This is a genomic window from Ruegeria sp. ABD4_443 (assembly GCF_056160865.1).
Map to the genome: position 1 here is coordinate 20,005 of NZ_JBSWYA010000005.1, position 26,984 is coordinate 46,988.

Here is a 26,984-nt window from a genome sequence, read left to right on the forward strand (position 1 = left end):
CAAATTTTGGGCTGCAATACGATTTCAGCCAACCAGCACAAACCCGACCCTGACCCCGATTACATCGTCCAGCACCTGCTGTTTCCCGGCTAAGTTTCAATGTTTGCCGGGCCGTCGAATCTCGGAAAATCTGCGATCATCGCAAGTGTCTGTGCGCATGTTGCCATGGGGCGTGATTTCTGCGGTTTGCCGGTAAGCCGGAGCGGAATCCTTTACATCGCAGCTGAGGCTCCGAAGGGGGTTTTGAACCGCGCCTACCCATACCTCAGTCAAAAAGCGGCTCAGACAGCGCCTTTTGAGGTGTTTGACCAACCGGTTAACCTGACCAACCAGCAAGTAGTTGCCCAGTTGGCCAAGGACGCGCTGGCATTCCGTGCTTTTCACGGGTGCAACGATCTTCTGATCGTCTTTGATACACTCAATATTTGCATGCCTGATGGCGATGAAAACTCCTCACGCGATACCGGAAAGGTTCTGGCCAATGCCCAGAGGCTCGCACAAACAACGAATGCGCATGTCCTGATCGTGCACCACACCGGCGCATCTGAAACTTCCAGGCCGCGTGGCTCTACGACTTTGACAGCGAATGTTGATACCGGCATGACACTGCACAAAGCAGATGTATCGCAGCCCGAGGGCACTGTGTTCATCAATGTCCACAAGCAGCGTGAAGACAGCCGAGCCGCCCCGATGGCGTTTCAGATCCGCGGTTTTGAGGTTGGCAAAAACCGCCATGGCGAGACTACTACCGTCCCTTGGGCCGTACCGTTTGAAGCCAGCAGCTCGCTGATCGAGGAGACACCCAGAAATACGGTCAAGGCCGGGAAAGAACCGGTTTCGGCTCAGCGTGCCAAGGATCTGCTCCGAGTGCTTTCAGAGCTTTCCAAGCAGGATGCTGGACTATGGCACAAACCCAAGGCCCTCGGTCAAATGTCGGGCGAGCCATTCAACGGCATTCGCGGCAACGCCGACACGATGCGAAAGAAGGTTCGTGAAGCGTTGGATTACCTCCTGGCAGAGGGCAAAATCGAAGAGTGTAAAGAAGGGGTGCGCTTGTGCGTTGCTGGCGAAAACCAAGCTGAGGCGTCTCCACACTGCGCTATTCATTGACACCGTGTACGTCCATGGTTTCTGGGTATTGTCCCGGCAGTGCTCGCCCCCGCTTTCGGGGGCAAATTCTTTTCGGCAGTTTGAATACGGTCTACAAAGAGATCGACGATCTCATTCCCTATTGCGTCCATGGCGACGGGAGAGAGTGCTCCAAGGTTAAAATCCATTAGCCGGTGTCTCCGGCAATAGATGTTAATCATCTTTAGAAGTTGCTTCTGCTGTCTCCGCTTGTCCTCCAGAATGTCCAGTTTTTTCGATTGCATGGTCAGTTCCCTATTTCCAGTTCAAGGAGGAGATAGGGAAGGCGCACAACGGATAAAAACATAGTTTTTATCCACGCCACCCTCACGCAATAGATGGCACTGTTTTCGTTTAGGCATTCGGTCAAGACATTCTCGGAAAAGCGCACGGTCGCGTCCCGTGCCGCAAAGATGGGCCAAACAGCGGCCCATCTTCGCTATATCGCACGGCCCAAAGCAGCGCGTGTTGTGATGCAAGAGCGGCTTTCTGGGGGCACTCGCCGGAAGACTGCCACCCTGACTGAAGAAGAGGCTCAGAAGCGCAAGGGGCGCGTGTGTGAACGGTTTGTGATCGCCCTTCCTGTAGAAGCTTCACAGGATCAAAGGGAAGCCCTGACAAAGGCCTTTGCAGAGCGTCTGAGCAATGGGATCGCTGGCTATGTTGCTGCCATTCACGACCAGCACGGCAACGACATCAACAATCCCCACGCACATTTTGTTTTCTTCGATGTTCAGCAGAAGAGCGGCGGGCGCGGTAGACCCAAAAGTACCCTTGGTCTGGCACGCAAAAATGCCATCGAAAACACCGCAAAGATGTGGGCCAAGCTACACAATGGAATGATGCGGGGTTGGGGCTTTGGCCCGGAATCCGAGATCAGCCACCTATCATATGCAAACCGTGGCATCGACAAAATTCCTACCATCCACGAAGGGGCAAGCGCCCGAGCAGCATTGAACGCTAAGAAGACCAGAAAAGAGAAGTGGAAACACATCGACCAAGGCCACACACGCGCCGAGGCAAACGCGATCATCCGTGAAATTAACCAAATGAAAGAGGAGAAAGAAAATGCAGGAACCCTTCGACTGGGAACAGACCATGGACACAACACGGCGAAGCGCAGCAGCAGCGTCGCAGAACAGCGAGAACGCGGTTGCGGGAATGTCAAAGCTACTAAGGGAAATCGACCGCCATTCAAACAGGCTTGCCAGCCTTTCCAAGAGTATCGAGCAGTTGTCGGCCACACAGGCCCAGCAAGTCGCCCACTCGAAGGCCGTCCTCAACCAAGTCCAGGGCAACAACCGCCCTTCCTGGCGGCCGCTCGCCGTGGGCTTACTCGCCATTTTCGCCACAGGCGTGGGATTCGGCGGATTTATCGTGAGCTGATCATGTTGCGCGACACCTTGAAGGCGCGGCTTTCGCCTGATGAGCGGCAAAGCCGCTCGTACTCAGCAGCACCCGAGCCAGAACAGCAGAAGCGTCCTCCGGTAAGAACTACAAAGCCCCGCCAAGGCGGGGCCGAACATGAGATTTAACTATGCCCCAGTCAGCGGTAGAGGAGCCCAGTTTCACGGTATGTCTTCATCCGGGCGAAACAGCGTTCGAGGTCGCGCTCAGGGTAGTCCGTTGTGAGTACGAAACCGTTTCCGAACTTCTTTCCGTTGTATTTCCAAAGCCCGAATGCCTTGGCCAACGCAGACCCCGGTTTGAAAGGCAAGCACTTGGCGGGAATGAAAAGCCTGATGTAGCCTCCCTTACCAGTCTTCAGGAAGGTGCCGGCGCGGATCGTTTGTTGAGCGGCATCGACCGTTTCGTAATCGCCAACAACTTCATATGACATATCAGGCGGCCTCCTGCTGAAGGCCATTAACAACGGCCATTACATCAGACATCCGCCAGCGTGAGGAGCTGCCAAGCTTGATCGGCTCAGGGAAATCTCCGCGCTGAATATCGCGGTAGATGCTTGCCCGAGACCTGCACAGGGTCGCGCAGACAGTTTTTATGTCAATCAGTTGGTCGAGGGGTTGCGGGTTGGTGTTCGGGTGCATAGATGGCTCCTGTTAGATGATACGATCCATGTCCAAATTGGGGGGGATCATCATCTATGTTGGCCATTTTCCCGAAACCGAAGTCCTCGCAGGCATTTTTTTGCTTCGCGCCTGCCAACGTCAATGTTGGCCGCAGTCAAAAGACATTCAAGTAGGCCACAGACTTGAAAATCTGTCAGCGCACAAAAGTGGCGCTTGACCTTGTTAATTTTTTACCTCACAAATGAGGGGAGAAAAATTAACAAGGTCAACGAGCATGGAATCACTTCGCCGCCAGACTATCAGCGATCCTGTTGAGCGGGATCAGCGTCTTTCTGAACTACAACTGGAATGTGATCGACTGATCGCAGCCGGGCACCATGCGTTGGCGGGTCGGGCGAGCGCTTCGCCGCTGCACCCTTCGAACACCGCTGGCTTCCTATCCTACGCTGACGGTGTGAAGGGACTTCGCGCTGAGAATATTGATGACAATTGGCGCGTCTTCCGTCGTGAAGGTGTCGAGGGCATCTGCAACGATGAGCTGAAGATCAGAGTGCTTTTTGCGAACGTATTCGAGGCCTGCGGAGAACGTGATCCCCAAGCCCGCTCCCGCAAAGGAGCAGGCTCTGAGCGCGTTGCAAGCGGTGATCTCTTTGAAAGTGCAGGAATTGATTTGCCTGACTCGGTGATCAAGTTTCGGGGGGACTACAAAACCTACTATCTCATGGTTGATCAAAACGGGGCCATGGAACTCAGCCTTCCCATCGTGAAGGCAGGCGGGAACTTTTTGCGCTGCATCGAACGGATTTTCCTGATCGACGGCTCTGACCTTGACGAAGTTGAATTTGGCGTTGATGAACCGGCCGACGATTCCGATCTGGATTTCGTCGTGACCCGGAAATAACGTGAAACTACTATGTTCAGCAGCAAAAGGCTCAGCCTGGCCCGGAAACGGCGCAGGCTGACAGCAAAAGGACTCGCCCAAGAAGCAGGAGTGTCACCTGTCACGATAACCCGTTTGGAGAACGGCCAGAATGAGGCCGTTCCTGAAACCGTGGAGAAGTTGGCCGAAGCGCTCGGTTACCCGACTGATTTCTTCTACCAAGAGGATCAATCTGCGCTAACCAAGGAAGTCGTGAGCTTCCGAAGCTTAAAAAGCATGAGTGCTAAGGAACGCGACGCGGCATTGTCAGCGGGTGAAATTGGTGTGGAAGTCTATTCGTGGCTCGACGGCCACTTCAACCTTCCTGATCTCGATCTTCCGCCATTTGACCCCGAACTTACGCCTGAGACTGCGGCAGAAGCTTTGCGGCAACATTGGGGTCTCGGGTATGAGCCTATCCCGAACCTCCTCAAGCTGCTTGAGGCGAAGGGAATTCGCGTTCTGGGCTTGGAAGAGAACACCGCAAACGTTGATGCCTTCTCCTTCTGGGAAGAGGGGCGCGCCTATGTCTTCTTGAACTCCTATAAGTCAGCGGAACGCAGTATCTTCGACGCGGCACATGAACTGGGCCACCTTGTTTTACACAAGCATGGCACAACGCCGGTAGGATCGAAAAACACCAAGGAGCCAAATCCCTTCGAAGACTCTCGAAATGTTGAGGTTGAGGCAAACAGATTTGCGGCGGCGTTCTTGATGCCAGAGGAAGACGTGCGTCTGCGCCTGCCTCGCTTCATTACAGCAGATGTCATCATCAAGGCCAAAAGGCGTTGGAGGGTTTCGGCGATGGCCCTCGCCTATCGCGTGCACCATTTCCAACGACCAATGCTTACAGAGTGGCAATACCGGTCGATCTGCATCGAGCTTGGCAAGCGGGGATACCGCAGCGGGGAACCAGAGGGCATCACCCGGGAAAGCTCTGTCCTCTGGAAGATGGTGCTGTCCGAGCTTTGGTCTGATCGCAAGAACCTTCAGAATTTGGCGGACGATCTATGCCTACCTCTCAGTGAAGTGGAAATGTTGCTTTCCGGAATCTTGCCAAGTCATGGCCGTCCACAAGATCCTAAGAACGAAACGGCACCAACTTTGAGGGTCATCAAGTAAGTGTTTCGGCCTCGCTGGCCGGAGCACTACCCAATGTCTCATATTCCGTGATGCGACAGTTTGGGCCTATTGCAGGGGTGGAAGTTCTCAACCTCCCTCACTACTCTTAGGGTGGAATATTTTTTTGGATTTCACCCAATGCAAGACAGATTGACACAACGCGGCATCACATATTTGTTGCACTTCACGAAGTATTCGAACTTCCCCAGTATAATGGCAAACGGACTTTTGCGCCGTAGTGAGCTGGATCGTCGTGGTATGGCTTACAATTTCAATGACGACATGCGGCTGGATGGACATCCAGACTCTTTGTCTGTGTCTATCGGCTTCCCGAATTACCGAATGTTCTATCCTGCCCGGCAAAAATATACAGAAGATACTTGGGTTGTTCTTGTTCTCAGCACAGACGTTTTGATCCAAAAATCCTGCGCCTATTATGCAAAGAATGCTGCGACCGGCTGCTATGCTGGCATACCTCCGGCTACCATGCAGAACGAAGCAGCCTTTGATGCAATGTTTGCTGACATAGATGGCGTAAAGCGAGATACTCTTGATATCCCGACTGACTGCACCACCGACCCACAGGCCGAAGTTTTAGTCTTTGATGACATTGAGCCGCACTACATCACGGGTGTTGCCACGCAAAACAAGGCTCAAGAACAGGATATCCGTCGAGAGTATCCTCAATTTAATGATGACAATGCACAGCACTTCCCGTCATTGTTTAAGGCGCGAAAAGACTACAAGCACTGGCAATGAAATGGCGAAAAGATTTGTGTATATCCCAACTGAAGGCCAGCCGGGAGTAAAAGAAGTCGAGATAGAGTTCGAGTGGTTCCCCGGGTTCGCCATCAGCCAAAAACAGAAGTCTATTGCTGCGTTGCATGGCGCAGCAGACGCAGAAGGCTTTCACCCCATCCTTGAGATTTCAAGCAAGTCAGAGGACGAACTGGGTGTGCAAGCGAGTGCTTTCAATTTGTCGTTCCTCACCAAATCATCAAATCGAAAGGTTTCTGTCGAAGCCGCATTCCAAGGAAGCAAGGTCTTTGCTTTCGCGGGGCCTTTTCCTGACATGTATGACATGACCGCAAGACAAGCGAAGAAGGAAATCCGCGTTAGACAGAACGGGACCCTCACAGGCTTCAACTTCTTCGGAAAAGACTTTCCAATTCGGCCACGCACCTTTTTCTATGATTGGTTATACATCAACACACTTCACAAGGATGAAGAGCTTTCAACGAGCATGTGTCGGTTCGCCGGTTTTTCTGACATAGAGTTCAATCCAGACAAATCAGTGAACTGCCAAGCGTTCTCTGCGGCCTTGTATGTTTCCCTGGTCCGCTGTGGAGTTCTTGAGCAGGCATTGGTCTCTGAAAACACCTTTAGAGATCTGCTGTCAGCGTTCTACGATCGCCGAGAACGTAGCAACCCACTTCAAAGGTCACTGATCTAAGTTAACTGCATTTTCAAGCATAACGAGGGGTGGGTTCTGGTCAGGTGTGAAGGTGCCAGAAAGACACGGACATTAGGTTTCTCAACGATCGGATTACCGATTTCTCTCAAAGCGTCGATGATGGTAGAAGGCTTGGCTCCAGTCGGGGCCAGAGCTAAAAATCGACCGCGAAAGTCGGACAAAATGTGGAAAACCGGATAGAATTTGCGCTGCCGGTTTGCAGTCCCAATGCAGTCCCGGCCACAAACCTACAAGGAGGATTTTGGCCACCAAACCCAATGGTCTGATTTTTATGGGTAAGTGTGGTAGCGGAGGAGGGACTTGAACCCCCGACACGCGGATTATGATTCCGCTGCTCTAACCAACTGAGCTACTCCGCCACGGTGAATGGCGATTTAAGCGAGGGGCCGGGAAGGGTCAAGAGGGAAATGCGCGACCTGTGAAGGATTATTTTGCCACGCCGCTGTCACCCGTTTTCCGCGCTTGCGCGCTTGGTCGTTGCCTCGTTCGTGACCCTGCGGACAAAGTCGGCACAGGTCTGCGGTTCGGTGATCAGGATCATGTGCCCCAAGCCGTCAAGTTCTTCTGCGGACAATCCGAACTGTTCCATCGATGCGCCATGCGCCACCGGAGACAAAAGCGGATCGCGGCTGCCGAAAAGGATGCCGCCGGGGGTCTTCAGGTCCTTGTACCGATCGGCCTGGTCCCGGATGCTGGCCTCGACACCGGCCATGTCCTGTGACGCGGTGATATAGGCCGAAGGGCGCAAGCCAAGCGCACCGCCGGCCCGGTCCAGGAAATCATCCGGCGCCGGTTCAGGGGCGAAGGCTTCGCTGATGACATGGGGGGCGGTTTTGTTGGCCATGGGGACGGCAATGGTGTGGCCGATAAGCGAACGCAGCCACTCGGTGCGAATCTCAAGCGGTTTGAATATCGCCGGGGTCGGTTCAACGAAATGGGTCAACGGGGCCAGCAGCGCCAGCGCCAGCGGCTTGTCCTGGTAATCCAGGGCCATCGCCAGCGACACGGCCCCACCCAGCGAGTGCCCGACCAGAACCGGAGATTGGACACCCTTGGCATCCAGGAATTCCTGGATCATACGGGCCTGTTCCGGCAGCGTCGCCAATTCTGCGCTGTCGCGGGTCGAATATCCGCAGCCGGGGCGGTCCAGGGCGATAACATGAAAGTCCCGCGCCAGGATATCGGCCATGGCATAGGTAAAATGCTGAAGCTGCCCGGTAAGCCCGTGGATCAGGACAATGGATTGGGCCGAAGGGTCACCCAGTTCGACGTAATGTATCGACCCTCCATCAACCGGAACGATCTGACCGGCCTGGGGGACGGTGTCGACCCCTTTGCGGGTCAGGCGGCGCGTCCAAAGGTTGGCTGCGACCAACAGGCCGCCGAGGATCAAGACAAGCGTAAGCAATACGGACATTTCTGGGGTTCCTGTCCTGGGGTTGAACTGTTGCCGTCAGCGTATCGTCCCGCCAAGGGGTGGCCAAGCGAAACATGGGCAAAGGCACCGGTTTCGGTCAGTGCCACGGCAATCGGGGGCTGGCCAGCGCCTAACCCTGCCCGTTGATGTCCTTCAACGACGGGCGCGGCAAGGTGTCGAGCACGCGGAAGACCGCGTCGCGGCAGGCGGGTTCTTCCCAGTCGCTGGGGAAAAAGGACGCGGGGATATCGGGTTTGCGCAGCGCGACCCGTCGCCAGCGGTGAATGATCAGGGTTCGAAGGGTTGCCGTTTGGGCAGGCGTGGCGGCCCAACCCTTGGGCCATGTGTCCGAAACCTGTTTCAGCGCCCCGATCAGGCTTGCGCAAGCGGTCCGCATTTCCGGCGGGCACAGCCGTTCCTGCAGCCACGCCGGTGCGTTCTGCGGTGAAACCTCCAGAACAAGCAGGTCGCCTGCGTGTTCCGGGGGTGCCCCCGGACCCAGGGCCGTGTTGCGGCTCAGCATTGTATAGCTTTTGCCCTGAACGGCCGGTTCCAGCGTGCAGGCACCGTTGCCGTCCTCTGCGATCAGAAGGTGCCAGCGTGACTCTGGCAATGGCGTGCGCGCATAGATGCGCGGCGTGACCTGCGCGGACTGGGTGCGGCCATAATCCGTCAGGAAATGTTCCGAAACCCGGCCAATGCGGGTGCTGTCGATCCAGCCATCCTTACGAAGTCGGTGCAGGGCGACCCGGATGGCTTCGGGTTTGATGCCCATCGGCTCGATTATCCGGCCCAGTGCCCCGCCCGAGACCCGAGCCGTTCGATCCTGGGCAAGATCGCCGAACAGGGAAACGACAATGGACCAGACCCGTTGATTCTGGGGGTCCGCCAGTTTCGCAACGGCTGCATCGAACCACATTCGGTCATCGTTCATGCAAACAGCTTAAACCGTTACCGGGACCAAGAAAATCACTAATCCGGTGCGGTTTCCCCAACCGGTTTGCAGTCAGCACGCGTTCATGGTCAGAAGATCGTATTCCGCCACCTTGTCGCCGTCCTGGTTCAGCAGCGAAACATGCCAGCGCACCTCGCCGTAATCGTCGGTTCGCCGCGTCTTTTGTTTGACGGTTAGGCGGACCCTGATGCTGTCACCTGCTGATACGGGTTTCATGAACCGCAGCCCGTCAAGGCCGGTATTGGCCAGGACCGGCCCCTCGTTTGGTTCGACGAAAAGCCCTGCGGCGAAGCTCAGCAAAAGATAGCCATGGGCCACGCGGCCGGGAAAGAACGGATTTCTGGCTGCCGCGTCATCATCCATATGCGCATAGAACCTGTCGCCGGTGAATTCGGCGAAATGTTCGATGTCATCCAATTTGATGGTCCGGGCCGGGCTGTGCAGTGTTTCGCCAATGGCCAGGTCGCCGAATTTCTGCGTGAACGGGTGCGCGGCTGCCGTGATCTCGGGCGCGCCCGGCACCCAGGTGCCCGAAATCGCCTGCACCATCCGGGGTGATCCTTGCACGGCTGTGCGCTGCATATAGTGATGTACGCCACGGACGCCGCCCATTTCTTCGCCGCCGCCCGCCCTGCCGGGCCCGCCGTGAACCATATGGGGCAGGGGCGCGCCGTGGCCGGTCGCTTCGGCCATCGAGTCGCGGTCGTTTATGTAAAGCCGCCCGTTGAAGGCAGCAATTCCCGAAACGACGTGCTGCGCGACATCCGTATCATGGGTGATCACCGAGGTCACAAGCGATCCCTGGCCCCGGTTGGCCAAAGCGATCGCGTGATCCAGGTCCCGGTACCCCATGACGGTCGCAACCGGCCCGAAGGCTTCGGTCTGATGGACGTGGTTGGCGGTGTCGGGGTCGGCGCAATGAAACAGCATTGGTGGCAGGAATGCACCCTTGCCCCCCTCGGCCCCGGCAACGGAAAAGGCATCGGGGTCGCCGAAAACACGCTCGGCATCCTGCCCGATAAGCGCGGCCTTGCTCAGAACATCGGCCTTTTGCGCGCGCGACACCAGGGCGCCCATCCCAGTGTCTTGGTGCCGGGGGTTTCCGACGGTGATGTTGGCAAGGCGGGCCGATACGGCGGAAATCACCGCGTCAACCTGCCCCTGCGGGGCAATGATCCGCCGAATTGCCGTGCATTTCTGACCGGCCTTGGTGGTCATTTCGCGTATGATCTCGCCAATGAATGCGTCGAATTCCGGCGTGCCAGATACGGCATCCGGCCCCAAAATCGACGCGTTCAAGCTGTCTTGCTCGGCGGTGAAGCGAACGGAGTTTTCGACAATCGCGGGGGTCAGGCGCAGTTTTCGCGCGGTCTGGGCCGAGCCGGTGAAGCTGACGATGTCCTGGCTGTCCAGGTGGTCCAGCATATCGCCCACCCCGCCCGAGACCAGTTGCAGCGCCCCGTCCGGCAAAATGCCGCTTTCCAGAATGATGCGCACGGCCAATTCGGTGACATAACAGGTGCTTGTCGCCGGTTTGACAATCGCCGGAACGCCCGCCAGCACCGCTGGGGCCAGCTTTTCCAGCATGCCCCAGACCGGAAAGTTGAAGGCGTTGATGTGAATGGCCGCGCCCTGCAGCGGCGTGCGGATGTGTTGGCCCAGAAAGGTGCCGTTGCGCGACAGTTGCTCAATCGGTCCGTCCAGGCAGACATGCGCATCGGGCAGGTCGCGCCGCCCTTTTGATGCAAATACGAACAAGGTCCCGATGCCGCCGTCGATGTCGATCAGGTGGTCAGACTGCGTGGCCCCGGTGTCAAAGCTAAGATCATAAAGCACCTGTTTATGCTCTGCCAGCCGTTGCGCCAGCGCCTTCAGCATCCGGGCGCGGTCATGAAACGTAAAGCGGCGCAATGCTGGCCCGCCGGTTTCGCGCGCATGGCCCAGCATGGCCTGAACATCCAGCCCGTCATTTCCCGCCAGGGCAATGGGCGCATCCGTCACGGCAGAGGCGATGACGCGGGCTGTTGCATCGGGGGCTACCCACTGCCCGGCGGCGTAACTGGAAATCTCGCGCGGCTTCATGAGTGTCTCTCCTCCTGGGCGGTTCGACTGCGCTCGGATCGGTGTCGGGTCTTGTGCCGACCGATCTGAGCGGTTCAGAAATTTATTGACCAACCGTTCGGTTAATGCAAGATTTTTGTGGTAAACAACGCAAGGCGGCCTGTCATGAGCGATACCATTCTGGTGCAGGATCACGGGGATTGGGTGGAAATCACGCTGAACCGCCCCGAGCGCCTGAACAGTTTTACCGAGCCCATGCACCTGGCATTGCGGGCCGCGATCGAGGCCACGCGCGCCCAAGGGGCCCGCGCCATTTTGCTGACGGGCGCAGGCCGTGGTTTCTGTGCCGGTCAGGACCTGAGCGACCGGGACCCGTCGAAAACAGAGGGCCCGCCGGACCTTGGCCAGACTGTCCGCAGCTTTTATGCCCCGCTGGTGCGCCTGATCCGTGCGCTGGACTTTCCGGTGGTATGTGCGGTGAACGGTGTTGCGGCCGGGGCGGGCGCAAATATCGCCCTGGCCTGCGACATTGTCCTGGCGGCGCATTCTGCCCGGTTCATTCAGTCCTTTGCCAAGGTGGGGCTGATCCCGGATACCGGGGGCAGTTGGCATCTGCCGCACCTTCTGGGCGAGGCGCGCGCCAAGGGGCTGGCCCTGACGGGTCAGCCGCTTTCGGCGCAACAGGCCCAGGAATGGGGCCTGATATGGCAAGCCATCGCAGATGACGACCTGATGGACGAAGCCCGCGCGCTGACAGCGCGGCTGGCGGCCGGGCCAACGCTTGGGCTTGGCCTGACCAAGCAGACCATCCAGGCCGCCTCGGGCAACACCCTTACCGATCACCTGGAACTGGAGGCGGACGCTATGAAAACCTGCGGGCAAAGCGAAGACTATGCAGAAGGGGTTGTGGCCTTTCTGGAAAAACGCGCCCCGGAATTCCGGGGCCGCTGAGATGACCCCAAAGGAACGTGCGGAAAAATCGGCAGCGGCAATGTGGGCGCAAGACGCGGCCTCGCAATGGGTGGGGATGGACCTGACCGCCGTCGATGAGGGCCGGGCCGTGTTGGAACTGACCGTGGAAAGCCATCACTGCAATGGCCACGGGATTTGCCACGGTGGCGTGACCTTCATGCTGGCCGACAGCGCCTTTGCCTTTGCCTGCAACAGCCGAAACAGCGCAACCGTGGCGCAACACAATGTCATCAGCTATGTGGCACCGGGACGTTTGGGGGACCGGCTTGTCGCCCACGCAACAGAACAAAGCCTGACGGGGCGCAGCGGCATCTACGATGTGACAGTTACCAATCAAAACGGGGAAAAGCTGGCCGAGTTTCGCGGGTTCTCGCGGGCCATCGGCGGCACCCTGTTCGATGAACCCTGAGGCGAGGAGGACGCCATGAAGGACCTGACACCGGAACGATCCGAACTTGATCCAATCGAAATCGCCTCGGTCGATGAAATCCGGGCCCTGCAACTGGATCGGCTGAAATGGTCGCTGCGCCATGCCTATGACAATGTTGCAATGTACAAACACAGGTTTGATGCCGCCGGCGTCCACCCGGATGATCTGCAAGAACTGGCGGACCTGGCAAAGTTCCCTTTTACCTACAAGGACGACCTGCGCGACAATTACCCGTTTGGCCTGTTCGCGGTGCCTCGGACCCAGATCATGCGCCTGCATGCATCCTCCGGGACGACGGGCAAACCGACCGTTGTGGGATATACGCGCCGAGACATTGAAACCTGGGCGGACCTTGTGGCCCGATCTCTGCGTGCCAGCGGGTTGCGCAAGGGCGATATCATTCACAATGCCTATGGGTATGGGCTGTTTACCGGCGGTCTTGGCGCGCATTACGGGATTGAACGCCTGGGGGCCACGGTGGTGCCGATGAGCGGCGGCCAGACGGAAAAGCAGGTCACGCTGATCACCGATTTCCAGCCAGACGGAATTCTGGTCACCCCATCCTATATGCTGAACATCCTCGAACAGTTTCACAAGGCGGGGCTTGATCCCCGCGACTGCTCACTGTCTGTCGGGGTTTTTGGCGCGGAACCCTGGACCGACGCCATGCGGCATGAGGTCGAACAGGCCTTTGACATGCATGCGGTTGATATTTACGGCCTGTCCGAAATCATGGGGCCTGGCGTCGCCAATGAATGCGTTGAAACCAAGGATGGACCCGTGATCTGGGAGGACCATTTTCTGCCAGAGGTCATCGACCCCGAAACCGGAGAGGTTCTGGAAGATGGCGAAATGGGGGAATTGGTCTTTACGACCCTGACCAAGGAAGGTCTTCCGATGATCCGGTACCGGACGCGCGACCTGACGCGGCTTTTGCCGGGGACAGCGCGGTCAATGCGGCGTATGGAAAAGGTAACAGGGCGTTCGGACGACATGATCATCCTCAGGGGCGTCAACGTCTTTCCCAGCCAGGTCGAAGAACAGGTTCTGGCGACGGGCGGCATCGCGCCGCATTACCAGATCGAACTGTTCCGCTCAGGCCGGATGGATGCGATGCGGGTTCACGTCGAAGCCAGCCCCGACGCGGCAGACGAGCTAAGCAAAACCGCGGCCGCGCGCATGTTGACCAAGCGGATAAAGGATGCAATCGGCATTTCCGCCGAGATCGCCGTGGCAAACCCTGGCGAAGTCGAACGCAGTCAGGGCAAGGCAAAGCGCGTTGTCGATAACAGAGGCAAGGGGTAACACGTGGCCCGACCAATCGCGAAAGACCATGAACAGAAACGGACGCAGATCCTGAAATCGGCGGCACGGGTCTTTGCCCGCGAGGGTTTTGACCGCGCGTCGATGACGCAACTGGCCCGTGAATGCGGAATATCCAAGGCCAATATCTATCACTATTACGATAGCAAGGATGCGATCCTGTTCGATATTCTGGAAACCTATCTGCGTGATTTGCGCGATCTTGTCTGCGGGATGGATGTTGCCGGGCTGAACGCGCGGCAAAAGCTGCACAAGGTCATCGCCGAAATCCTGTTGGCCTATCAGGGTGCCGATGACGAACATCGGGTCCAAACGGGGGGGATGTCGTCCTTGCCCGCCGAACAGCAGGATCGGCTGCGCGGCTACCAGCGGGACATGGTGCGATACCTCAGCGACATTCTTGCCGAGGTTGCGCCGGATGTCTTTCGCGATAACAGGGCCGGGCTGCGCGCGGCCACAATGTCGGTATTTGGCATGTTGAACTGGTTCTACATGTGGAATTCCGACGCCGATGCCTCGGCGCGAACGGAATATGCCAGGCTGGTCGCCAACCTGACGCTGGATGGGCTGAACGGCCTGGACAACGTCCAATACTCCGTTCAGCCCGCTTGAAATGGGGGCTGGCCCCGCGTGGTCAGGTGATACGCCCGATGAAATAGGCGGGCGAGCCGCCATGGCCCTGGCACCGCAATTGCGCCGACCCCTTGGCATCCTTGGTGGACACATCAATCTTGGCGTGCTTGTCCACGTTTTCAGCCGCCGCCTTGGCGCTTTGGTTAAAGTGGACATAGGCCTTGTTCGAACCGTTCAGCGGGCATTCAACCCCAAAGGCGATATGCCTGCCCTGGTTTTCGACGGTAAAGCCGTATTGCGAGCCGTAAAAACCCTTTTTGCGATGGAACTCAAACAGCCCGGCAGACACGTAGCTGCGCGGGGCGATGCCGGGGCGGGTAATGGTTTCGACCGCTGGGATATTTTGCGCGACCGAGCCCGGCTGACCTGAAACCTTGTATTCGTTCAGGAAAACCACCGGGGCCTTCGACTGATTCAGCATCACCACATAGCAATTGGCGTCTTTCAGGATGAACCACAGGATGATGATAATCGCGATAACCACCAACAGCGCGGCAATGACTTCGGGGCCCAGAACCGCCGCCGCCTCGGCAACGGCTTCGGCTTCCGCCTCTGTTGCCACGGCTTCGGTCGAGGCAGAGGCGTCCTCCATCGCTTCTTCAATGACCGGGATGACCGGCGGGCGCGGCGTTCCGGGTGGCGAGACCGCGACAATGCCAGCCGCCAGCATGATCGACGATTGCGCCGCCGACCCCTTGCCTTTGGCGTCGTGGATGTCTTTCAGGGTCTGAAGAAAGGCTTTGACCTCGGTCTCGATGGCATCGCCACGCGCGGCCACAAGCCGTTTCACCAGGTCAGCCCGCAGAACCAGCGACCCGCCCTTGCGGGCGCCGCCAGGCAGACCGGCCTGTTCCAGCGCGCTGTCCAGCCGGTCCTGTGCCGTTTTGATCAGGGCATCCGCCAGGTCAAGCTGTTCGTCCGTGGCGGTGCCGCCATTGGCCTGTGTCAACAAGGGCAATTGCGATTCAAATTCGGGGAAATGCCCGGAAATCCACGCGCAAGCTTCGGAGCTGTTGAAATGTGTCATGTCGAAAACCCTTTAAAAAATGAACAGATAATAGGGTTATGACAATAAGGTATGTGCAAATTCCCGAAAATGACCTGGTTCACTTGGGCGGCGTGTTTGCACGGTTGAGCGGCGATTGGTCGTCTATGGCGTGGGCGGCTCTAACCCGACCTGATGCAACGCCGACTCGGCCTCGGCTTGCCACAGGCTGCGCAGGCCCGCGTTGTCGGTTTGCCGCAACCCCATGGACCGCAGGGCGTCCATCTTGCCGGACTGACCTGTGCCAAAGCTTTGGGATACACGCGGCCACCAATACGCGGCTGAGGCCTGCATGGCATCGGCTTGGCCGGTTTGCGCCAGCTTGGCCGCCCCCTCGGTCGCCAGTTGGCCATGATGTGCCTCGACCGGGGTAATGGCGCGAAACAGGTCTGCCAGGGGTTGATAGGATATCTGCGAAAACTCGGTCAGCTGCACAACGACGGCGCGGCTCATCAGCAGGTTCATGACAACCGCATCCGTCCAGCCTTGGATGGGATAGTTGAAAACGGCCAGCCGCATGTCCTGCGCGCTGCGTGTCGCGCCGATATCCGCGTCTCGGTCCAGCCGTTGGGTCCAGGGGTGATGGGTCACATAGCGTTGCGTGTCGGCGCCGAATTCGCCCATGACGCTCAGGACTTGCGCGGCGTTGTGGTTCTTTTCCATGACGATCCGGGCGGCGGCGATCCGTTCCCTGATCCCGGGCCCCTGGTTGATGACATCGGCAAATCCGGCGGCACCTGCCAGTTCACTGTCGACAAACGTGGCCATCAGTTTCATCAACTCGGCGCGATAGCGCGGCGGCACATTGATCGGATTGGTCAGCACGCCACCCGCGGCCAGGTAGCTGTCCAATGTCATGGAATCGCTCATCTTCCCCTCCGCCTTACTGATCGTAATCTACGACGACACGGTCGGTCACCGGATAGGCCTGGCAGCTTAGCACATAGCCCTTTTCAACCTCGTAATCCTCAAGCGCGTGGTTGGCGACCATCTCGACTTCGCCTTCCAGGACCTTGCAGCGGCAGGTCGAACATACCCCCGCTTTACATGCAAAGGGCGCGTCCATCGCGTTTTCCAGCGCGGCCTCCAGGATGGACTGGTCCTTGGGCAGGATGACGGTCTGCGTGGAACCGTCAAGCGTGATCGAGGCGCGGGTCTGATTGGCCCGACTGCCTGCCTCGGTGGCCTGCACATTGCGTTTCGCCCGACCGGGCTGCGCGCTGGCAAACAGTTCGAACTTGATCTGGCTGTCGTCCAGCCCATGATCCCGCAAGGCAGCAGCGATACCCAGCATCATCGGCTCGGGGCCGCAGATGAAAGCCATGTCGGTATTCTTCACATCGACCCAGTGCTTGAACAATTCGGCGCATTTTTCCTGTGTCACCAAGCCGGTGAACAGGTCAATTTCCTGGCTATCCGTTTCAAGGATGTGAACCACGGTCAGACGACCCATATAGAGGTTCTTGAGATCCTCCAGCTCTTCGCGGAACATGATCGTGTTGATGCCCTTGTTGGCATAGATCAGTGTGAAATGCGAATGCGGTTCCCGCGCGAGGGTCGTTTTCAGGATCGACAGGACCGGCGTGATCCCCGACCCCCCGGCAAAGCCGAGATAGCGCCGCTCGGCACTGGCGTCGATCGGCGCATGAAAGCTGCCCATCGGCGGCATGGCCTGCACGATGTCCCCGACGCTTAGCTCTGAGTTTGCCCAGCCCGAGAATGCCCCGCCATCGACCCGCTTGATCCCGACCTGCAGGATACCGTCATCCTTGCCCGCGCAGATCGAATAGGACCGGCGTAGTTCTTCGCCATCAAATTCGCGGCGGAACGTCAGGTATTGACCCGCAGTAAAGTCGAACGCGTCCGCGGCACCGTTTACGGGTTCCAGCGTCACAACCACCGCGTCGCGGATTGTCTTGTGAATGTCCGTGACCTTCAGGTCGTGGAAACGTGCCATCCGCGTTCCTCCTCAGATGCACTTGAAATAGTCAAAGGGTTCAAGGCAATCGGTACAGCGCCAGTGCGCCTTGCAAGGCGTCGACCCGAACTGGCTGACTTTCTCGACCGCCGTGCTGCCGCAATGCGGGCAGCGTTCAGGGCCGCCCGCCGGTTGCGGCGGGGCGATGCCGTATTCCTCAAGCCGCGCCCGGCCCTTGGCGCTGAGCCAGTCAGTTGTCCAGGGCGGGGCAATGCTGGTTTCGATCTGCACCATGTTTATCCCGTGATCGTGCAGGGCGGATTCGATATCCATTTTGATCACGGACGTGGCCGGGCACCCGGAATAGGTCGGCGTGACCGTCACCTTCAGCGTTTCCGCATTCCATTGCACATCCCTAACAATGCCAAGGTCGACCACTGAAATAACGGGTATTTCAGGGTCGGGGACGGCATCCAGCCATGCCCAAATCTGGTCTGTCGGCACCCGGTTCATTTCGGCTTACCAGCTTGCGCCGGGATAGGCGCGTTGCAGCCATTGCATCTGAGTCAGAAGGTGGCCCAGATGTTCGGTATGCATGCGCCCGTCGCGCCCGCCTTTATGCGCAAATCCGCTGTCGGGAATGGTCAGGGTGGCCTCGGTCAATACCCGCTGGACCAGGGCGTCATACTCAGCGCGCAGATCCGCCGGGTTGGGGGCGATCCCCGCGGCGACCATGGCGGTATCGACATCGTCGCAGGCGAACATCTCACCCACGTAAGGCCAAAGGTAGTCCAGCGCCTGCTGCATCCGGGCGTGGCTTTCCTGCGTCCCGTCGCCAAGCCCGACGACCGTGTCGCCCGAGCGTTCCAGGTGATACGCGGCCTCTTTGCTGGCCTTTGCAGCAATTGCCGCGACCCTCTCGTCAGAAGACGTCATCAAACGCCCCAGCATGATCGTGTGCCAGGCATCAAACAGGAACTGGCGCATCAGGGTGCGGCCGAAATCTTCGTTCGGAACCTCGACCAGCAGGACGTTGCGGAAATCCCAGGCATCGCGCAGAAAGGCCAGGTCATCCGCGCTTTGGCCGCCGTCGATTTCCCCCGCCAAGCCCAGCCACATCTGGGTCTGTCCGATCAGGTCCAGCGCGGTATTGGCCAACGCGATGTCTTCCTCCAGCACCGGCGCATGGCCGCACCATTCGCTGATGCGATGCCCGAGGATCAGGGTGTTATCCCCCATTCTCAGCAGAAACTGCAGGAAAGCTTCGTCGCGGGTCATCACATCGCCCCCACTTCGTCGGGTATGTCGAAGAAGGTCGGGTGGCGGTAGACCTTGCTTTCGCTGGGCTCATAGAGCGGGCCCTTGTCACTGGGGGATGAGGCCGAGATATTGTTCGCCTCGACCACCCAGATCGAAACGCCTTCGTTGCGGCGGGTGTAGACATCGCGCGCGTTCTTGATTGCCATTTCCGCGTCAGGGGCGTGCAGCGACCCGACATGGCGGTGGCTCATGCCGTGTTGGCCGCGAATAAAGACTTCCCACAGGGGCCATTCGTTGTTCATGCGTGTTCCTCCTTTGCGGGCCTATTCGGCGGCGACTTTTGCGCCGCGTTTCTTGCGGGCATGGGCCAGCAGCCCGTCGCGCACCCATTTGCCGTCATCCCACGCCTTGTTGCGCGCAGCCAGGCGGTCAACGTTGCAGGGGCCATTGCCCTTGATGACATCAAAAAATTCGGACCAGTCGGGGTCGGTATAGTCGTAATGCCCCCGCTCTTCGTTCCATTTCAGATCCGGGTCGGGGATGGTCAGGCCCAGAAATTCGGCCTGCGGCACGGTCTGATCGACGAATTTCTGTCGCAGTTCGTCATTGGTGTTGATCTTGATCTTCCACGCCATGGATTGCGCTGAATGCACACTGTCCTTGTCCGACGGGCCAAACATCATCAGCGACGGATACCACAGGCGGTTCAATGCATCCTGCGCCATTCTGCGTTGCTCTGGCGTGCCTTCGGCCATTTTTCGGATTGCGTCATATCCTTGCCGCTGGTGAAAGCTTTCTTCCTTGCAGATACGGATCATGGCGCGTGCATAGGGTCCGAAGGACGTCCGCTGCAGCGGAACCTGGTTCATGATGGCGGCCCCGTCGACCAACCAGCCCACGGCGCCGATATCGGCCCAGTTCAGCGTGGGATAATTGAAGATCGAGCTGTATTTCATACGCCCGTCCAGCAACATCTCGGTCAACTCATCCCGGCTGACCCCCAGCGTTTCGGCCGCGCAGTACAGGTAAAGCCCGTGCCCGGCCTCGTCCTGCACCTTGGCCAGCAGGATCGCCTTGCGTTCCAGCGTAGGCGCGCGGGTGATCCAGTTGCCTTCGGGCAATTGGCCGACGATCTCGGAATGCGCGTGCTGACCGATCTGGCGGATCAGGGTCTTGCGGTACTCGGTGGGCATCCAGTCCTTGGGTTCGATCTTGATGCCTGCATCAATCCGTTCCTGGAACTCAGCAAGCTGGTCAGGGTCGTCGTTCGATGCCTCGGATTTCACCATCTGAGCATACATGGTCTGTTTCCTTCCCTATACGCGTTCAAGAACAAGGGCCGCGCCCTGGCCGACGCCCACGCACATGGTGCACAGCGCATAACGACCGCCGCTACGGCGCAAGTGATAGGCCGCCGTCAGAACCAGGCGCGCCCCGGACATGCCCAACGGGTGCCCCAGGGCGATGGCGCCGCCATTGGGGTTCACATGGGGTGCGTCGTCAGGCAGGCCCAGTTCACGCAACGTGGCAAGGCCCTGGGCGGCAAAAGCCTCGTTCAGTTCTATCACGTCCATCTGGTCCAGGCGCAGCCCGGCCCGCGCCAGCACCTTGCGGGTGGCGGGCACCGGGCCAATCCCCATGACGCGGGGGGCGACACCGGCAACCGACATGCCAACGACGCGGGCCATCGGGGTCAGGCCATGTGTCCTGGCTGCGGATTCGTTTGCCATCAGGATCGCCGCCGCCCCGTCATTGACGCCCGAGGCATTGCCCGCGGTAACCGTCTTGTCCGGCCCGTTGACGCCTGCAAGGCGCGACAGTTTCTCGGCCGTTGTTCCGGGGCGCGGGTGTTCGTCTGTTTCGACGACCACCGGATCGCCCTTGCGCTGGGGGATCGTGACCGGGGTTATTTCTTCGCGAAACAGGCCAGCCTCGTGCGCTGCGGCCCAGCGGGCCTGACTGCGCGCCGCGAATGCGTCCTGGTCGGTGCGGCTGATACCATAGTCTTCGGCCACGTTGTCTGCGGTTTGCGGCATCGAGTCGATGCCATGTGCGCGTTCCATCCTGGGGTTCACGAACCGCCAGCCAATGGTCGTGTCATAGACAGCATTGCTGCGGGTAAATGCCGTGGCGGCCTTTGGCATGACGAAAGGCGCGCGGGACATGCTTTCGACCCCACCTGCGATGGCCAGGTCGTAGTCACCGGCCTTGATGCCGCGCGCGGCCATGCCGACGGCGTCCATGCCACTGGCGCAAAGACGGTTGATCGTGGTTCCGGGGACCTCGATTGGCAGCCCGGCCAGCAGGGCCGCCATGCGGGCGACGTTACGATTGCTTTCCCCCGCTTGGTTGGCGTCGCCCAGGATGACGTCATCAAGGCAGGCCCAATCCACCTGCGGGTTCCGCGCTTTCAGGGCGGCAATCGGGATCGCAGCCAGATCGTCGGTGCGCACCTGGCTGAGAGCCCCGCCATACCGCCCGATCGGGGTGCGCTGTGCGTCGCAGATGAATGCGTCCATGCGTCAGAACCTTGTGCCGTGGGTCGATGTGATTAGGTGACCGGTTGGTCGGGTAATAGGCGCCGCCGCGATTCGCGGCAAGATAAATGTAACACGATTATCCATATTTAAGAAATTCGGTAACATATGATTTGATCATAATGGGATGTTCCGGTGCGCTGTCCGGGACGTGAATAATCGAATTTGACCATGGCTGGTTCGCGTCGGTCAGGACGTGGCGACAGACCCGACAACCCAGCGTGTATTTCCAATGCCTGCAAACAAATTGATGCCGGCCGATTGAATCGGCCGGCATCGTCTTGGGACTGCGTTTGGAAATCGCCCGGAGGGACGTTTTCAGAAAAAGCCCAGCTTGTTGGGGTTATAGCTGACCAGCATGTTCTTGGTCTGCTGATAGTGATCCAGCATCATCTTGTGGTTCTCGCGCCCGATCCCCGACTGCTTGTAGCCGCCAAAGGCCGCATGCGCCGGGTAGGCGTGATAGTTGTTGACCCATACGCGCCCGGCCTCGATCTCGCGGCCAAAGCGATAGGCGCGCGTGCCGTCGCGGGTCCAGACACCGGCACCCAGGCCGTACATGGTGTCATTGGCAATCGCCAGCGCTTCGGCCTCGTCCTTGAAGGTCGTGACCGATACGACGGGGCCAAAGATCTCTTCCTGGAAGACCCGCATCTTGTTGTGGCCTTTCAGGATGGTCGGCTGGATGTAAAAGCCGTTGGCGATGTCACCGTTGAACCGCGCGGCGTCGCCACCCACCAGAACCTCGGCACCTTCTTCGACACCGATTGTCAGGTAGGACATGATCTTGTCTTGCTGTTCGCGGCTGGCCTGCGCGCCGACCATGGTCGACATTTCGCGGGGGTCACCCTGTTGGATTGCCTTCACGCGGTCGATGCAGCGGGCGATGAACTCTTCATAGATGTCTTCCTGGATCAATGCGCGGCTTGGGCAGGTGCAGACCTCGCCCTGGTTGAACGCGAACAGAACAAACCCTTCGACGGCCTTGTCCAGAAAGGCGTCGTCTTGCGCCATGACATCGGAAAAGAAGATGTTGGGGGACTTGCCGCCCAGTTCCAGCGTGACCGGAATCAGGTTCTTGGTCGCGGCTTTCATGATGATACGGCCGGTTTCGGTCGAACCGGTAAAGGCAATCTTGGCGATGCGGTCGCTCTCGGCCAGCGGGCCGCCCACATCGGGGCCCATGCCGTTGACGATGTTCAGAACACCGTCCGGCAGAATGTCGGCGATTACTTCGATCAGGACCATGATGGCCGCCGGTGTCTGTTCGGCGGGTTTCAGAACGATGCAGTTGCCTGCGGCCAGTGCCGGAGCCAGTTTCCAGGCGGCCATCAGAACCGAAAAGTTCCACGGGATGATCTGCCCGACCACGCCCAGCGGTTCGTGAAAGTGATAGGCCACGGTGTCGTGGTCGATCTCGGACATGCTGCCTTCCTGCGACCGCAGGACCCCCGCGAAATAGCGGAAATGGTCAACCGAAAGCGGGATATCCGCCGCCGTGGTCTCGCGGATCGGCTTGCCATTGTCCCAGGTCTCGGCCGTGGCGATCAGGTCCAGGTTTTCTTCGATCCGGTCGGCGATCTTCAGCAGGATGTTGGACCGCTCGGCGGCGGATGTTCTGCCCCAGGCATCCTTGGCGGCGTGGGCTGCATCCAGCGCCAGTTCCACATCCTCGGCGGTCGAGCGGGCGACCTCGCAGACCTTGGCGCCGGTGATCGGGGTGATGTTGTCGAAATACTGCCCCTTGACCGGTGCGACGAATTTGCCGCCGATAAAGTTGTCATAACGGGATTTGAACGGCGAGGTGTATTCACCGACCACTTGTGTCATTTCATTCATCAGGTGTCCTCCAACTTGTCCGGTCCTCCACCGGAGATACAGGGACCCTGTTCGAAAACATGCGGCGCGTCAGCCCGGGCCGGGCAACGCGTGGTCCTGACCTGTCTCAGGACTGAGACAAGTCAGGACAGTTCCTTGCCAATGCCCAGCCGTTTCATGCGGCGGTACAAGGTCGCCCGGCCAATACCAAGCGTCCGTGCCGCGCCGGACACATTGCCGTCAGCGCGGGCCAGGGCTCGGTTTACTGCGGCCCGTTCAGCCTTTTCAAACCCCGTCGGCCCGTCTTCGCGCCCGAACAGGTCCGAGGCAGGAATGGCCGGGACCGGGCCGGATGCGTTCAGGCGAAACGCCTTGCGCGCGCCACGCGTCGCCCCGAGGATGATGTCGTCCTGATCGACGGCCAGCAAAACGTTGGCCTCGGAATCATCGGTATTGGCAACAATGAAGCGAGCACCGGAAAAAGCCGTGCGGAAATTGTCGGCCTCGATCTGCCGCGCGGTCTGGGCCACCATTGCAACAATCAACTGGTTGAACGCTTCGGTCTGGTCGGCCCGCGCCGATGAGACGTCGAGCGCGCCGATCAACTGCCCCTCGGGCCCGAAAATTGGCGCATCCATACAGCTCATGCCGGTGTTGCGGGCGCGGAAATGTTCAGTCCGGTGAATGACGACCCGCCGCCCTTCGGCAATGCAGGTGCCGATCCCGTTGGTGCCTTCCGAAGATTCGGACCAGTCGGACCCGATGCCAAGGCCCCACGATTCAAAGGCGCTTTGATCCCCCTGGTTGGTCCGAATGTCCAGAATGACCCCGTCCGCATCGGTCAGCAGGACGCCGCAACCCGAGTTTCCGACCAACTGAAACAAGGCGTCCAGCTTGGGCCGAGCGACTTGCATCATCGTGTGCGCCTGATCCTTGCGAACCGCCAGGTCGCGGCTGCTTATCCTGTGGACCTCGCGATGCTGGCCGGGGTCCAGCCCATGGTGTTCAAGCGACCTGCGCCAGGACGCAGCCAGCCGGGACCGCGCGGCTGCGCCGGGATGGGTGGCCGTTTCCATTACGTGGTCGGCATGTTGAGAAATATCAGTCACAGCGCTGGTCCTCCTCGTGACATCATACACCAGTGTGAAACGTCAGGGCAGGAAGACAAAAGTCGACAAATGATCGCGGCGGGCCGTCTTGGGCAAGAGCCAGCCCGCCGCAAATTGGGTCAGCTCAGGAACTGTTCATCCACTGGCACCTGAAGCGCGGTTGCCAGGGCGTTGGTCTGGCTGGCCATCCCAACAACGGCCAGCAATTCGCCGTACATTTCGTCGGTCATGCCCTTGGCGCGTGCGGCAGCAGTGTGCGAATGCACGCAGTATTCGCAACTGTTGGCGGCGGACACCGCGACATAGATCAGCTCTTTGACCAGCGGGTTCAGGGCCCCGTCGGACATGACCGCAGCGAGCCTGTCCCAGGTCGCGCGCAACAAGGCGGGATCATGGGCAAGGGCGCGCCAGAAATTGTTGATGACATCCGTGCCGCGCGCGGCCCGGATCTCGTTGAAAACGGCCAGCGCTTCTGCGCTGACCTCTGTGTCTTTCAACAATTGAACCGTTGCCATGATCAGACCAGCGCGAAAATGCGCGCCGGCCCGCCGGACCCTCCGCGGTGGTTCGGGGCGCCGACAACCAGTGTCGCGCCCGTGGCCGGGACCTTGTCGAGATTGGCAAGATTCTCGATCCCGTACCTGTTCGTCGGCAGCCAGGCATAATGGGTGGCGAAATCGGCAGATGGCCCATGATCCAGCGACAGGGAATCCACCCCGATTGCCACGGCGCCGGTTTCATCGATCAGCATCTGCGCGGCTTCGACGTGGAAACCGGGGAAATGCATCTTGCCTTCGCCATCGGCATTGCGGAACCCGTCCGAGCCTGTCTTGCCCCCCCAGCCCGAATGCATCGCCACGCAAGCGCCATCCGGGATCGGCCCATGTGCGTCAATCCACGCCTTAAGATCGTCAGGGGTGACCTGTGTGTCGGGGTCATCAGCCGCGCGTGCGGCAATGTCGATGACGCAAAGCGGGCACACCAGGTTGGAAACCGGGATTTCATCGACCGACTGGCCATCTGCCGAGAAATGCAGGGGCGCATCCACATGGGTGCCGGTATGTTCGTTGACGGCCAGGTTGAACAGGTTGAACCCGTGCTCTTTGAAATTGAAGGCCTGATTGGCTTCGATCCCGGGTTCGCCGAAATAGGTCGGGAACGCGGCGTCGTAGACATGGCTCATATCCACGACCTCGCCGACACCTGCGGCCAGTGCGGGTGGCGTGGCCGCGACGCTCAGCGCCGATCCGGCGGCCATTGCGGCCCCGCCCTTGAAGAACGAACGCCGCGATAACATGCGGTCCTTGACGGCGTTCATTACGCAAACATCACACATCTTGGTACTCCCTGCTTTTTGAAACCTGGCGCGACCTTGGTTCAAAATGGGTCGCGGCCCCCGGCCTGAGGCGTTTCAGCCCGGTGCAATCAAAGCATAGCGCCCAAGTTCTTAGTATCAAACTGACAGATGAATTTCTTGATCTACAAGTCGTGAACTGCACAAAAAATGGGTTGCCCGCGATCATGTGGAAAGGCACTGTTTCGAAATCGCCAGTCCCGCAATGCCGGACGAAATTGGGCGCCCAGGCCTGGTGCAAAAGGTGGATCGATGACGCAGATGGTAGAATTTGAACAGGTTGGCGACATCGCGGTACCGGCCGATCACTGGGCCGGTAACGCGGGGGTTCTCCAGGAGCGGTTCATTGCATTTGACCCAAAATGACAAAAACGACCCCAGGGTTAGGCGGTCGGGCTGTCAGGCCGCCGTTGGGTTCGATGTGGATATTTCTGATCCGGACGGGTGCGCGCGCGCCGGGCTGACGATTGGGGATGGGCATTTGAACAGCCAGGGCATTCTGCACGGCGGGATGATCGCCACACTTCTGGATGTCGCTTGCGGCAATACGGCCTCGGCCTGGTTTGACCGCGCGGCGCATCCACCGGTTCTGACGCTGTCACTGAATATCAGCTATGTGGCGGGTGCCTCGGGCGGGCGGGTCACGGCGACCGGGCGCTATACCGGCGGTGGGCGAAACCTGGCCTATGTGTCCGGAGAGTTGCGGGCCGAAGACGGTGCATTGCTTGCAACGGCCGCAGGGGTGTTCAAGCGGCGCACCGACAGGTGACGGACGCCGCCTGTCGATCTTCAGACGCTTTCGGCGGCGGCGCGGATGGTCCGGATATTCTGGCCATAGACCTCGGGGTTTGAAACCGAGCCGCCTTTGAATACCGCCGATCCTGCCACAAGGACATCCGCCCCGGCAGCGGCAACCAACGGGGCCGTCACCGGATCGACACCGCCGTCGATCTCAATATGAACGGGCCGGTCACCGATCATTTGCCGCAGTCGGCGGACCTTGCCCGTCATGTCGATGAATTTCTGACCGCCGAACCCGGGGTTGACCGTCATCACGCAGACCAGATCGGCCAGATCAAGAAGATGCTCGACCGCATCGGCCGGCGTGCCGGGGTTGAGCGCGACGCCCGCTTTCATGCCCGCGGCCCGGATGGCTTGCAAGGTACGATGCGTATGCGGGCCGGCCTCGATATGTGCGGTCAGGATATCCGCGCCGGCATCGGCATAGGCCTGGATATACGGATCGACCGGGGCAATCATCAGGTGGACGTCCATCACGGTTTTGACATGCGGGCGGAACGCTTTGACCGCCGGCGGCCCGAAGGTGAGATTGGGCACGAAATGCCCGTCCATCACGTCAACATGGACCCAATCGGCGCCCTGCGTTTCGATGGCCTGGATCTCTTGCCCGAAATTGGCGAAATCGGCGGAAAGGATCGACGGGGCGATCTTGATGGTGCGGTCAAAGCTCATGGCGGC

Annotated in this window: 29 protein-coding genes and 1 tRNA gene; 11 read left to right on the plus strand and 19 right to left on the minus strand. The window is 59.1% G+C overall.

The features are described 5' to 3' along the window. Positions 1-99: 99 nt before the first annotated feature. Positions 100-1,110, plus strand: coding sequence for an AAA family ATPase (locus ACXAG8_RS11135; RefSeq protein WP_475224244.1), 1,011 nt, complete (start codon positions 100-102; stop codon positions 1,108-1,110). A gap of 356 nt (positions 1,111-1,466) precedes the next feature. Further along, positions 1,467-2,663 (plus strand): MobA/MobL family protein, encoded by a 1,197-nt coding sequence (locus tag ACXAG8_RS11140; protein ID WP_475224247.1) that lies wholly within the window; start codon positions 1,467-1,469, stop codon positions 2,661-2,663. Positions 2,664-2,674: 11 nt separating this feature from the next. Here ACXAG8_RS11140 and ACXAG8_RS11145 read toward each other — a convergent pair whose 3' ends face one another. Continuing rightward, positions 2,675-2,968 carry a hypothetical protein gene (locus ACXAG8_RS11145; protein ID WP_475224249.1) on the minus strand — a complete coding sequence of 98 codons (294 nt, stop codon included), beginning with the start codon at positions 2,966-2,968 and terminating at the stop codon, positions 2,675-2,677. Position 2,969: 1 nt separating this feature from the next. Continuing rightward, positions 2,970-3,176 (minus strand): helix-turn-helix transcriptional regulator, encoded by a 207-nt coding sequence (locus ACXAG8_RS11150; protein WP_475224251.1) that lies wholly within the window; start codon positions 3,174-3,176, stop codon positions 2,970-2,972. 256 nt (positions 3,177-3,432) lie between these two features. Between ACXAG8_RS11150 and ACXAG8_RS11155 the strand changes: the two genes are divergently transcribed. From ACXAG8_RS11155 to ACXAG8_RS11170, 4 genes are all read left to right on the plus strand, one after another. Continuing rightward, positions 3,433-4,059, plus strand: coding sequence for a hypothetical protein (locus ACXAG8_RS11155; protein ID WP_475224255.1), 627 nt, complete (start codon positions 3,433-3,435; stop codon positions 4,057-4,059). 12 nt (positions 4,060-4,071) lie between these two features. Beyond that, a complete protein-coding gene (locus ACXAG8_RS11160; RefSeq protein ID WP_475224257.1) occupies positions 4,072-5,199 on the plus strand; it encodes a helix-turn-helix domain-containing protein in 1,128 nt (375 codons plus the stop codon). Positions 5,200-5,337: 138 nt separating this feature from the next. Further along, positions 5,338-5,958 carry a DarT ssDNA thymidine ADP-ribosyltransferase family protein gene (locus ACXAG8_RS11165; protein ID WP_475224259.1) on the plus strand — a complete coding sequence of 207 codons (621 nt, stop codon included), beginning with the start codon at positions 5,338-5,340 and terminating at the stop codon, positions 5,956-5,958. Position 5,959: 1 nt separating this feature from the next. Then, positions 5,960-6,652 (plus strand): DarT1-associated NADAR antitoxin family protein, encoded by a 693-nt coding sequence (locus tag ACXAG8_RS11170; protein WP_475224262.1) that lies wholly within the window; start codon positions 5,960-5,962, stop codon positions 6,650-6,652. 303 nt (positions 6,653-6,955) lie between these two features. Here ACXAG8_RS11170 and ACXAG8_RS11175 read toward each other — a convergent pair. The 4 genes from ACXAG8_RS11175 to paaZ all read right to left on the minus strand — a co-directional run bounded on the left by ACXAG8_RS11175 (position 6,956) and on the right by paaZ (position 11,127). Then, positions 6,956-7,032, minus strand: a tRNA-Met gene (locus ACXAG8_RS11175). A gap of 86 nt (positions 7,033-7,118) precedes the next feature. Further along, a complete protein-coding gene (locus tag ACXAG8_RS11180) occupies positions 7,119-8,090 on the minus strand; it encodes an alpha/beta fold hydrolase (RefSeq protein ID WP_475224265.1) in 972 nt (323 codons plus the stop codon). A 130-nt stretch (positions 8,091-8,220) separates the two neighbouring features. Beyond that, positions 8,221-9,024 carry a PaaX family transcriptional regulator C-terminal domain-containing protein gene (locus tag ACXAG8_RS11185; protein WP_475224268.1) on the minus strand — a complete coding sequence of 268 codons (804 nt, stop codon included), beginning with the start codon at positions 9,022-9,024 and terminating at the stop codon, positions 8,221-8,223. Between the two features lie 72 nt (positions 9,025-9,096). Continuing rightward, a complete protein-coding gene (gene paaZ, locus ACXAG8_RS11190) occupies positions 9,097-11,127 on the minus strand; it encodes a phenylacetic acid degradation bifunctional protein PaaZ (protein WP_475224270.1) in 2,031 nt (676 codons plus the stop codon). 144 nt (positions 11,128-11,271) lie between these two features. Between paaZ and paaG the strand changes: the two genes are divergently transcribed. Genes paaG through ACXAG8_RS11210 form a run of 4 tightly spaced genes read left to right on the plus strand, consistent with a single transcriptional unit; the run spans position 11,272 to position 14,443 of the window. After that, a complete protein-coding gene (paaG, locus tag ACXAG8_RS11195; protein WP_475224273.1) occupies positions 11,272-12,057 on the plus strand; it encodes a 2-(1,2-epoxy-1,2-dihydrophenyl)acetyl-CoA isomerase PaaG in 786 nt (261 codons plus the stop codon). 1 nt (position 12,058) lies between these two features. Next, positions 12,059-12,487: a hydroxyphenylacetyl-CoA thioesterase PaaI gene (gene paaI / locus ACXAG8_RS11200; RefSeq protein ID WP_475224276.1), complete on the plus strand. Its 429-nt coding sequence runs from the start codon at positions 12,059-12,061 to the stop codon at positions 12,485-12,487. Positions 12,488-12,502: 15 nt separating this feature from the next. Next, on the plus strand, positions 12,503-13,813 hold the full coding sequence (gene paaK, locus ACXAG8_RS11205) for a phenylacetate--CoA ligase PaaK (RefSeq protein WP_475224278.1): 1,311 nt from the start codon (positions 12,503-12,505) through the stop codon (positions 13,811-13,813). Between the two features lie 3 nt (positions 13,814-13,816). Further along, positions 13,817-14,443 (plus strand): TetR/AcrR family transcriptional regulator, encoded by a 627-nt coding sequence (locus ACXAG8_RS11210; protein WP_475224282.1) that lies wholly within the window; start codon positions 13,817-13,819, stop codon positions 14,441-14,443. A gap of 22 nt (positions 14,444-14,465) precedes the next feature. On the opposite strand, the gene ACXAG8_RS11215 is transcribed toward ACXAG8_RS11210, so the two are convergent. The 12 genes from ACXAG8_RS11215 to ACXAG8_RS11270 form a co-directional block, all read right to left on the minus strand. Next, positions 14,466-15,491 carry a hypothetical protein gene (locus tag ACXAG8_RS11215; RefSeq protein WP_475224286.1) on the minus strand — a complete coding sequence of 342 codons (1,026 nt, stop codon included), beginning with the start codon at positions 15,489-15,491 and terminating at the stop codon, positions 14,466-14,468. A 123-nt stretch (positions 15,492-15,614) separates the two neighbouring features. Further along, complete coding sequence (locus tag ACXAG8_RS11220; protein WP_475224289.1) at positions 15,615-16,379, minus strand: Phenylacetic acid catabolic protein; 765 nt, start codon at positions 16,377-16,379, stop codon at positions 15,615-15,617. Between the two features lie 13 nt (positions 16,380-16,392). Then, a complete protein-coding gene (locus tag ACXAG8_RS11225) occupies positions 16,393-17,466 on the minus strand; it encodes a 2Fe-2S iron-sulfur cluster-binding protein (RefSeq protein WP_475224291.1) in 1,074 nt (357 codons plus the stop codon). A 12-nt stretch (positions 17,467-17,478) separates the two neighbouring features. After that, positions 17,479-17,940: a 1,2-phenylacetyl-CoA epoxidase subunit PaaD gene (gene paaD, locus ACXAG8_RS11230; protein ID WP_475224294.1), complete on the minus strand. Its 462-nt coding sequence runs from the start codon at positions 17,938-17,940 to the stop codon at positions 17,479-17,481. Between the two features lie 6 nt (positions 17,941-17,946). Continuing rightward, positions 17,947-18,705, minus strand: a complete 759-nt coding sequence (gene paaC / locus ACXAG8_RS11235) for a 1,2-phenylacetyl-CoA epoxidase subunit PaaC (protein WP_475224299.1) — start codon at positions 18,703-18,705, stop codon at positions 17,947-17,949. Continuing rightward, on the minus strand, positions 18,705-18,989 hold the full coding sequence (gene paaB, locus ACXAG8_RS11240) for a 1,2-phenylacetyl-CoA epoxidase subunit PaaB (protein WP_475199826.1): 285 nt from the start codon (positions 18,987-18,989) through the stop codon (positions 18,705-18,707). The genes paaC and paaB overlap by 1 nt, the downstream gene beginning before the upstream one ends. Before the next feature lie 21 nt (positions 18,990-19,010). Continuing rightward, positions 19,011-19,988, minus strand: coding sequence for a 1,2-phenylacetyl-CoA epoxidase subunit PaaA (gene paaA / locus ACXAG8_RS11245; protein ID WP_475224304.1), 978 nt, complete (start codon positions 19,986-19,988; stop codon positions 19,011-19,013). Positions 19,989-20,003: 15 nt separating this feature from the next. Continuing rightward, a complete protein-coding gene (pcaF, locus tag ACXAG8_RS11250; protein WP_475224308.1) occupies positions 20,004-21,206 on the minus strand; it encodes a 3-oxoadipyl-CoA thiolase in 1,203 nt (400 codons plus the stop codon). A 336-nt stretch (positions 21,207-21,542) separates the two neighbouring features. Further along, positions 21,543-23,063, minus strand: coding sequence for an aldehyde dehydrogenase (gene adh, locus ACXAG8_RS11255; RefSeq protein ID WP_475224313.1), 1,521 nt, complete (start codon positions 23,061-23,063; stop codon positions 21,543-21,545). A gap of 122 nt (positions 23,064-23,185) precedes the next feature. Beyond that, entirely contained in the window at positions 23,186-24,151 is a 966-nt protein-coding gene (locus ACXAG8_RS11260; RefSeq protein ID WP_475224316.1) for a GAF domain-containing protein, read from the minus strand. Positions 24,152-24,270: 119 nt separating this feature from the next. Then, positions 24,271-24,666 (minus strand): carboxymuconolactone decarboxylase family protein, encoded by a 396-nt coding sequence (locus tag ACXAG8_RS11265; protein WP_475224318.1) that lies wholly within the window; start codon positions 24,664-24,666, stop codon positions 24,271-24,273. A gap of 2 nt (positions 24,667-24,668) precedes the next feature. Beyond that, on the minus strand, positions 24,669-25,487 hold the full coding sequence (locus ACXAG8_RS11270; protein WP_475224323.1) for a cyclase family protein: 819 nt from the start codon (positions 25,485-25,487) through the stop codon (positions 24,669-24,671). Positions 25,488-25,926: 439 nt separating this feature from the next. Here ACXAG8_RS11270 and ACXAG8_RS11275 point away from each other — a divergent pair, with 439 nt between their 5' ends. Next, on the plus strand, positions 25,927-26,274 hold the full coding sequence (locus tag ACXAG8_RS11275) for a PaaI family thioesterase (RefSeq protein WP_475224326.1): 348 nt from the start codon (positions 25,927-25,929) through the stop codon (positions 26,272-26,274). A 20-nt stretch (positions 26,275-26,294) separates the two neighbouring features. Here ACXAG8_RS11275 and rpe read toward each other — a convergent pair whose 3' ends face one another. Next, entirely contained in the window at positions 26,295-26,978 is a 684-nt protein-coding gene (gene rpe / locus ACXAG8_RS11280) for a ribulose-phosphate 3-epimerase (RefSeq protein ID WP_475224328.1), read from the minus strand. Positions 26,979-26,984 lie beyond the last annotated feature (6 nt).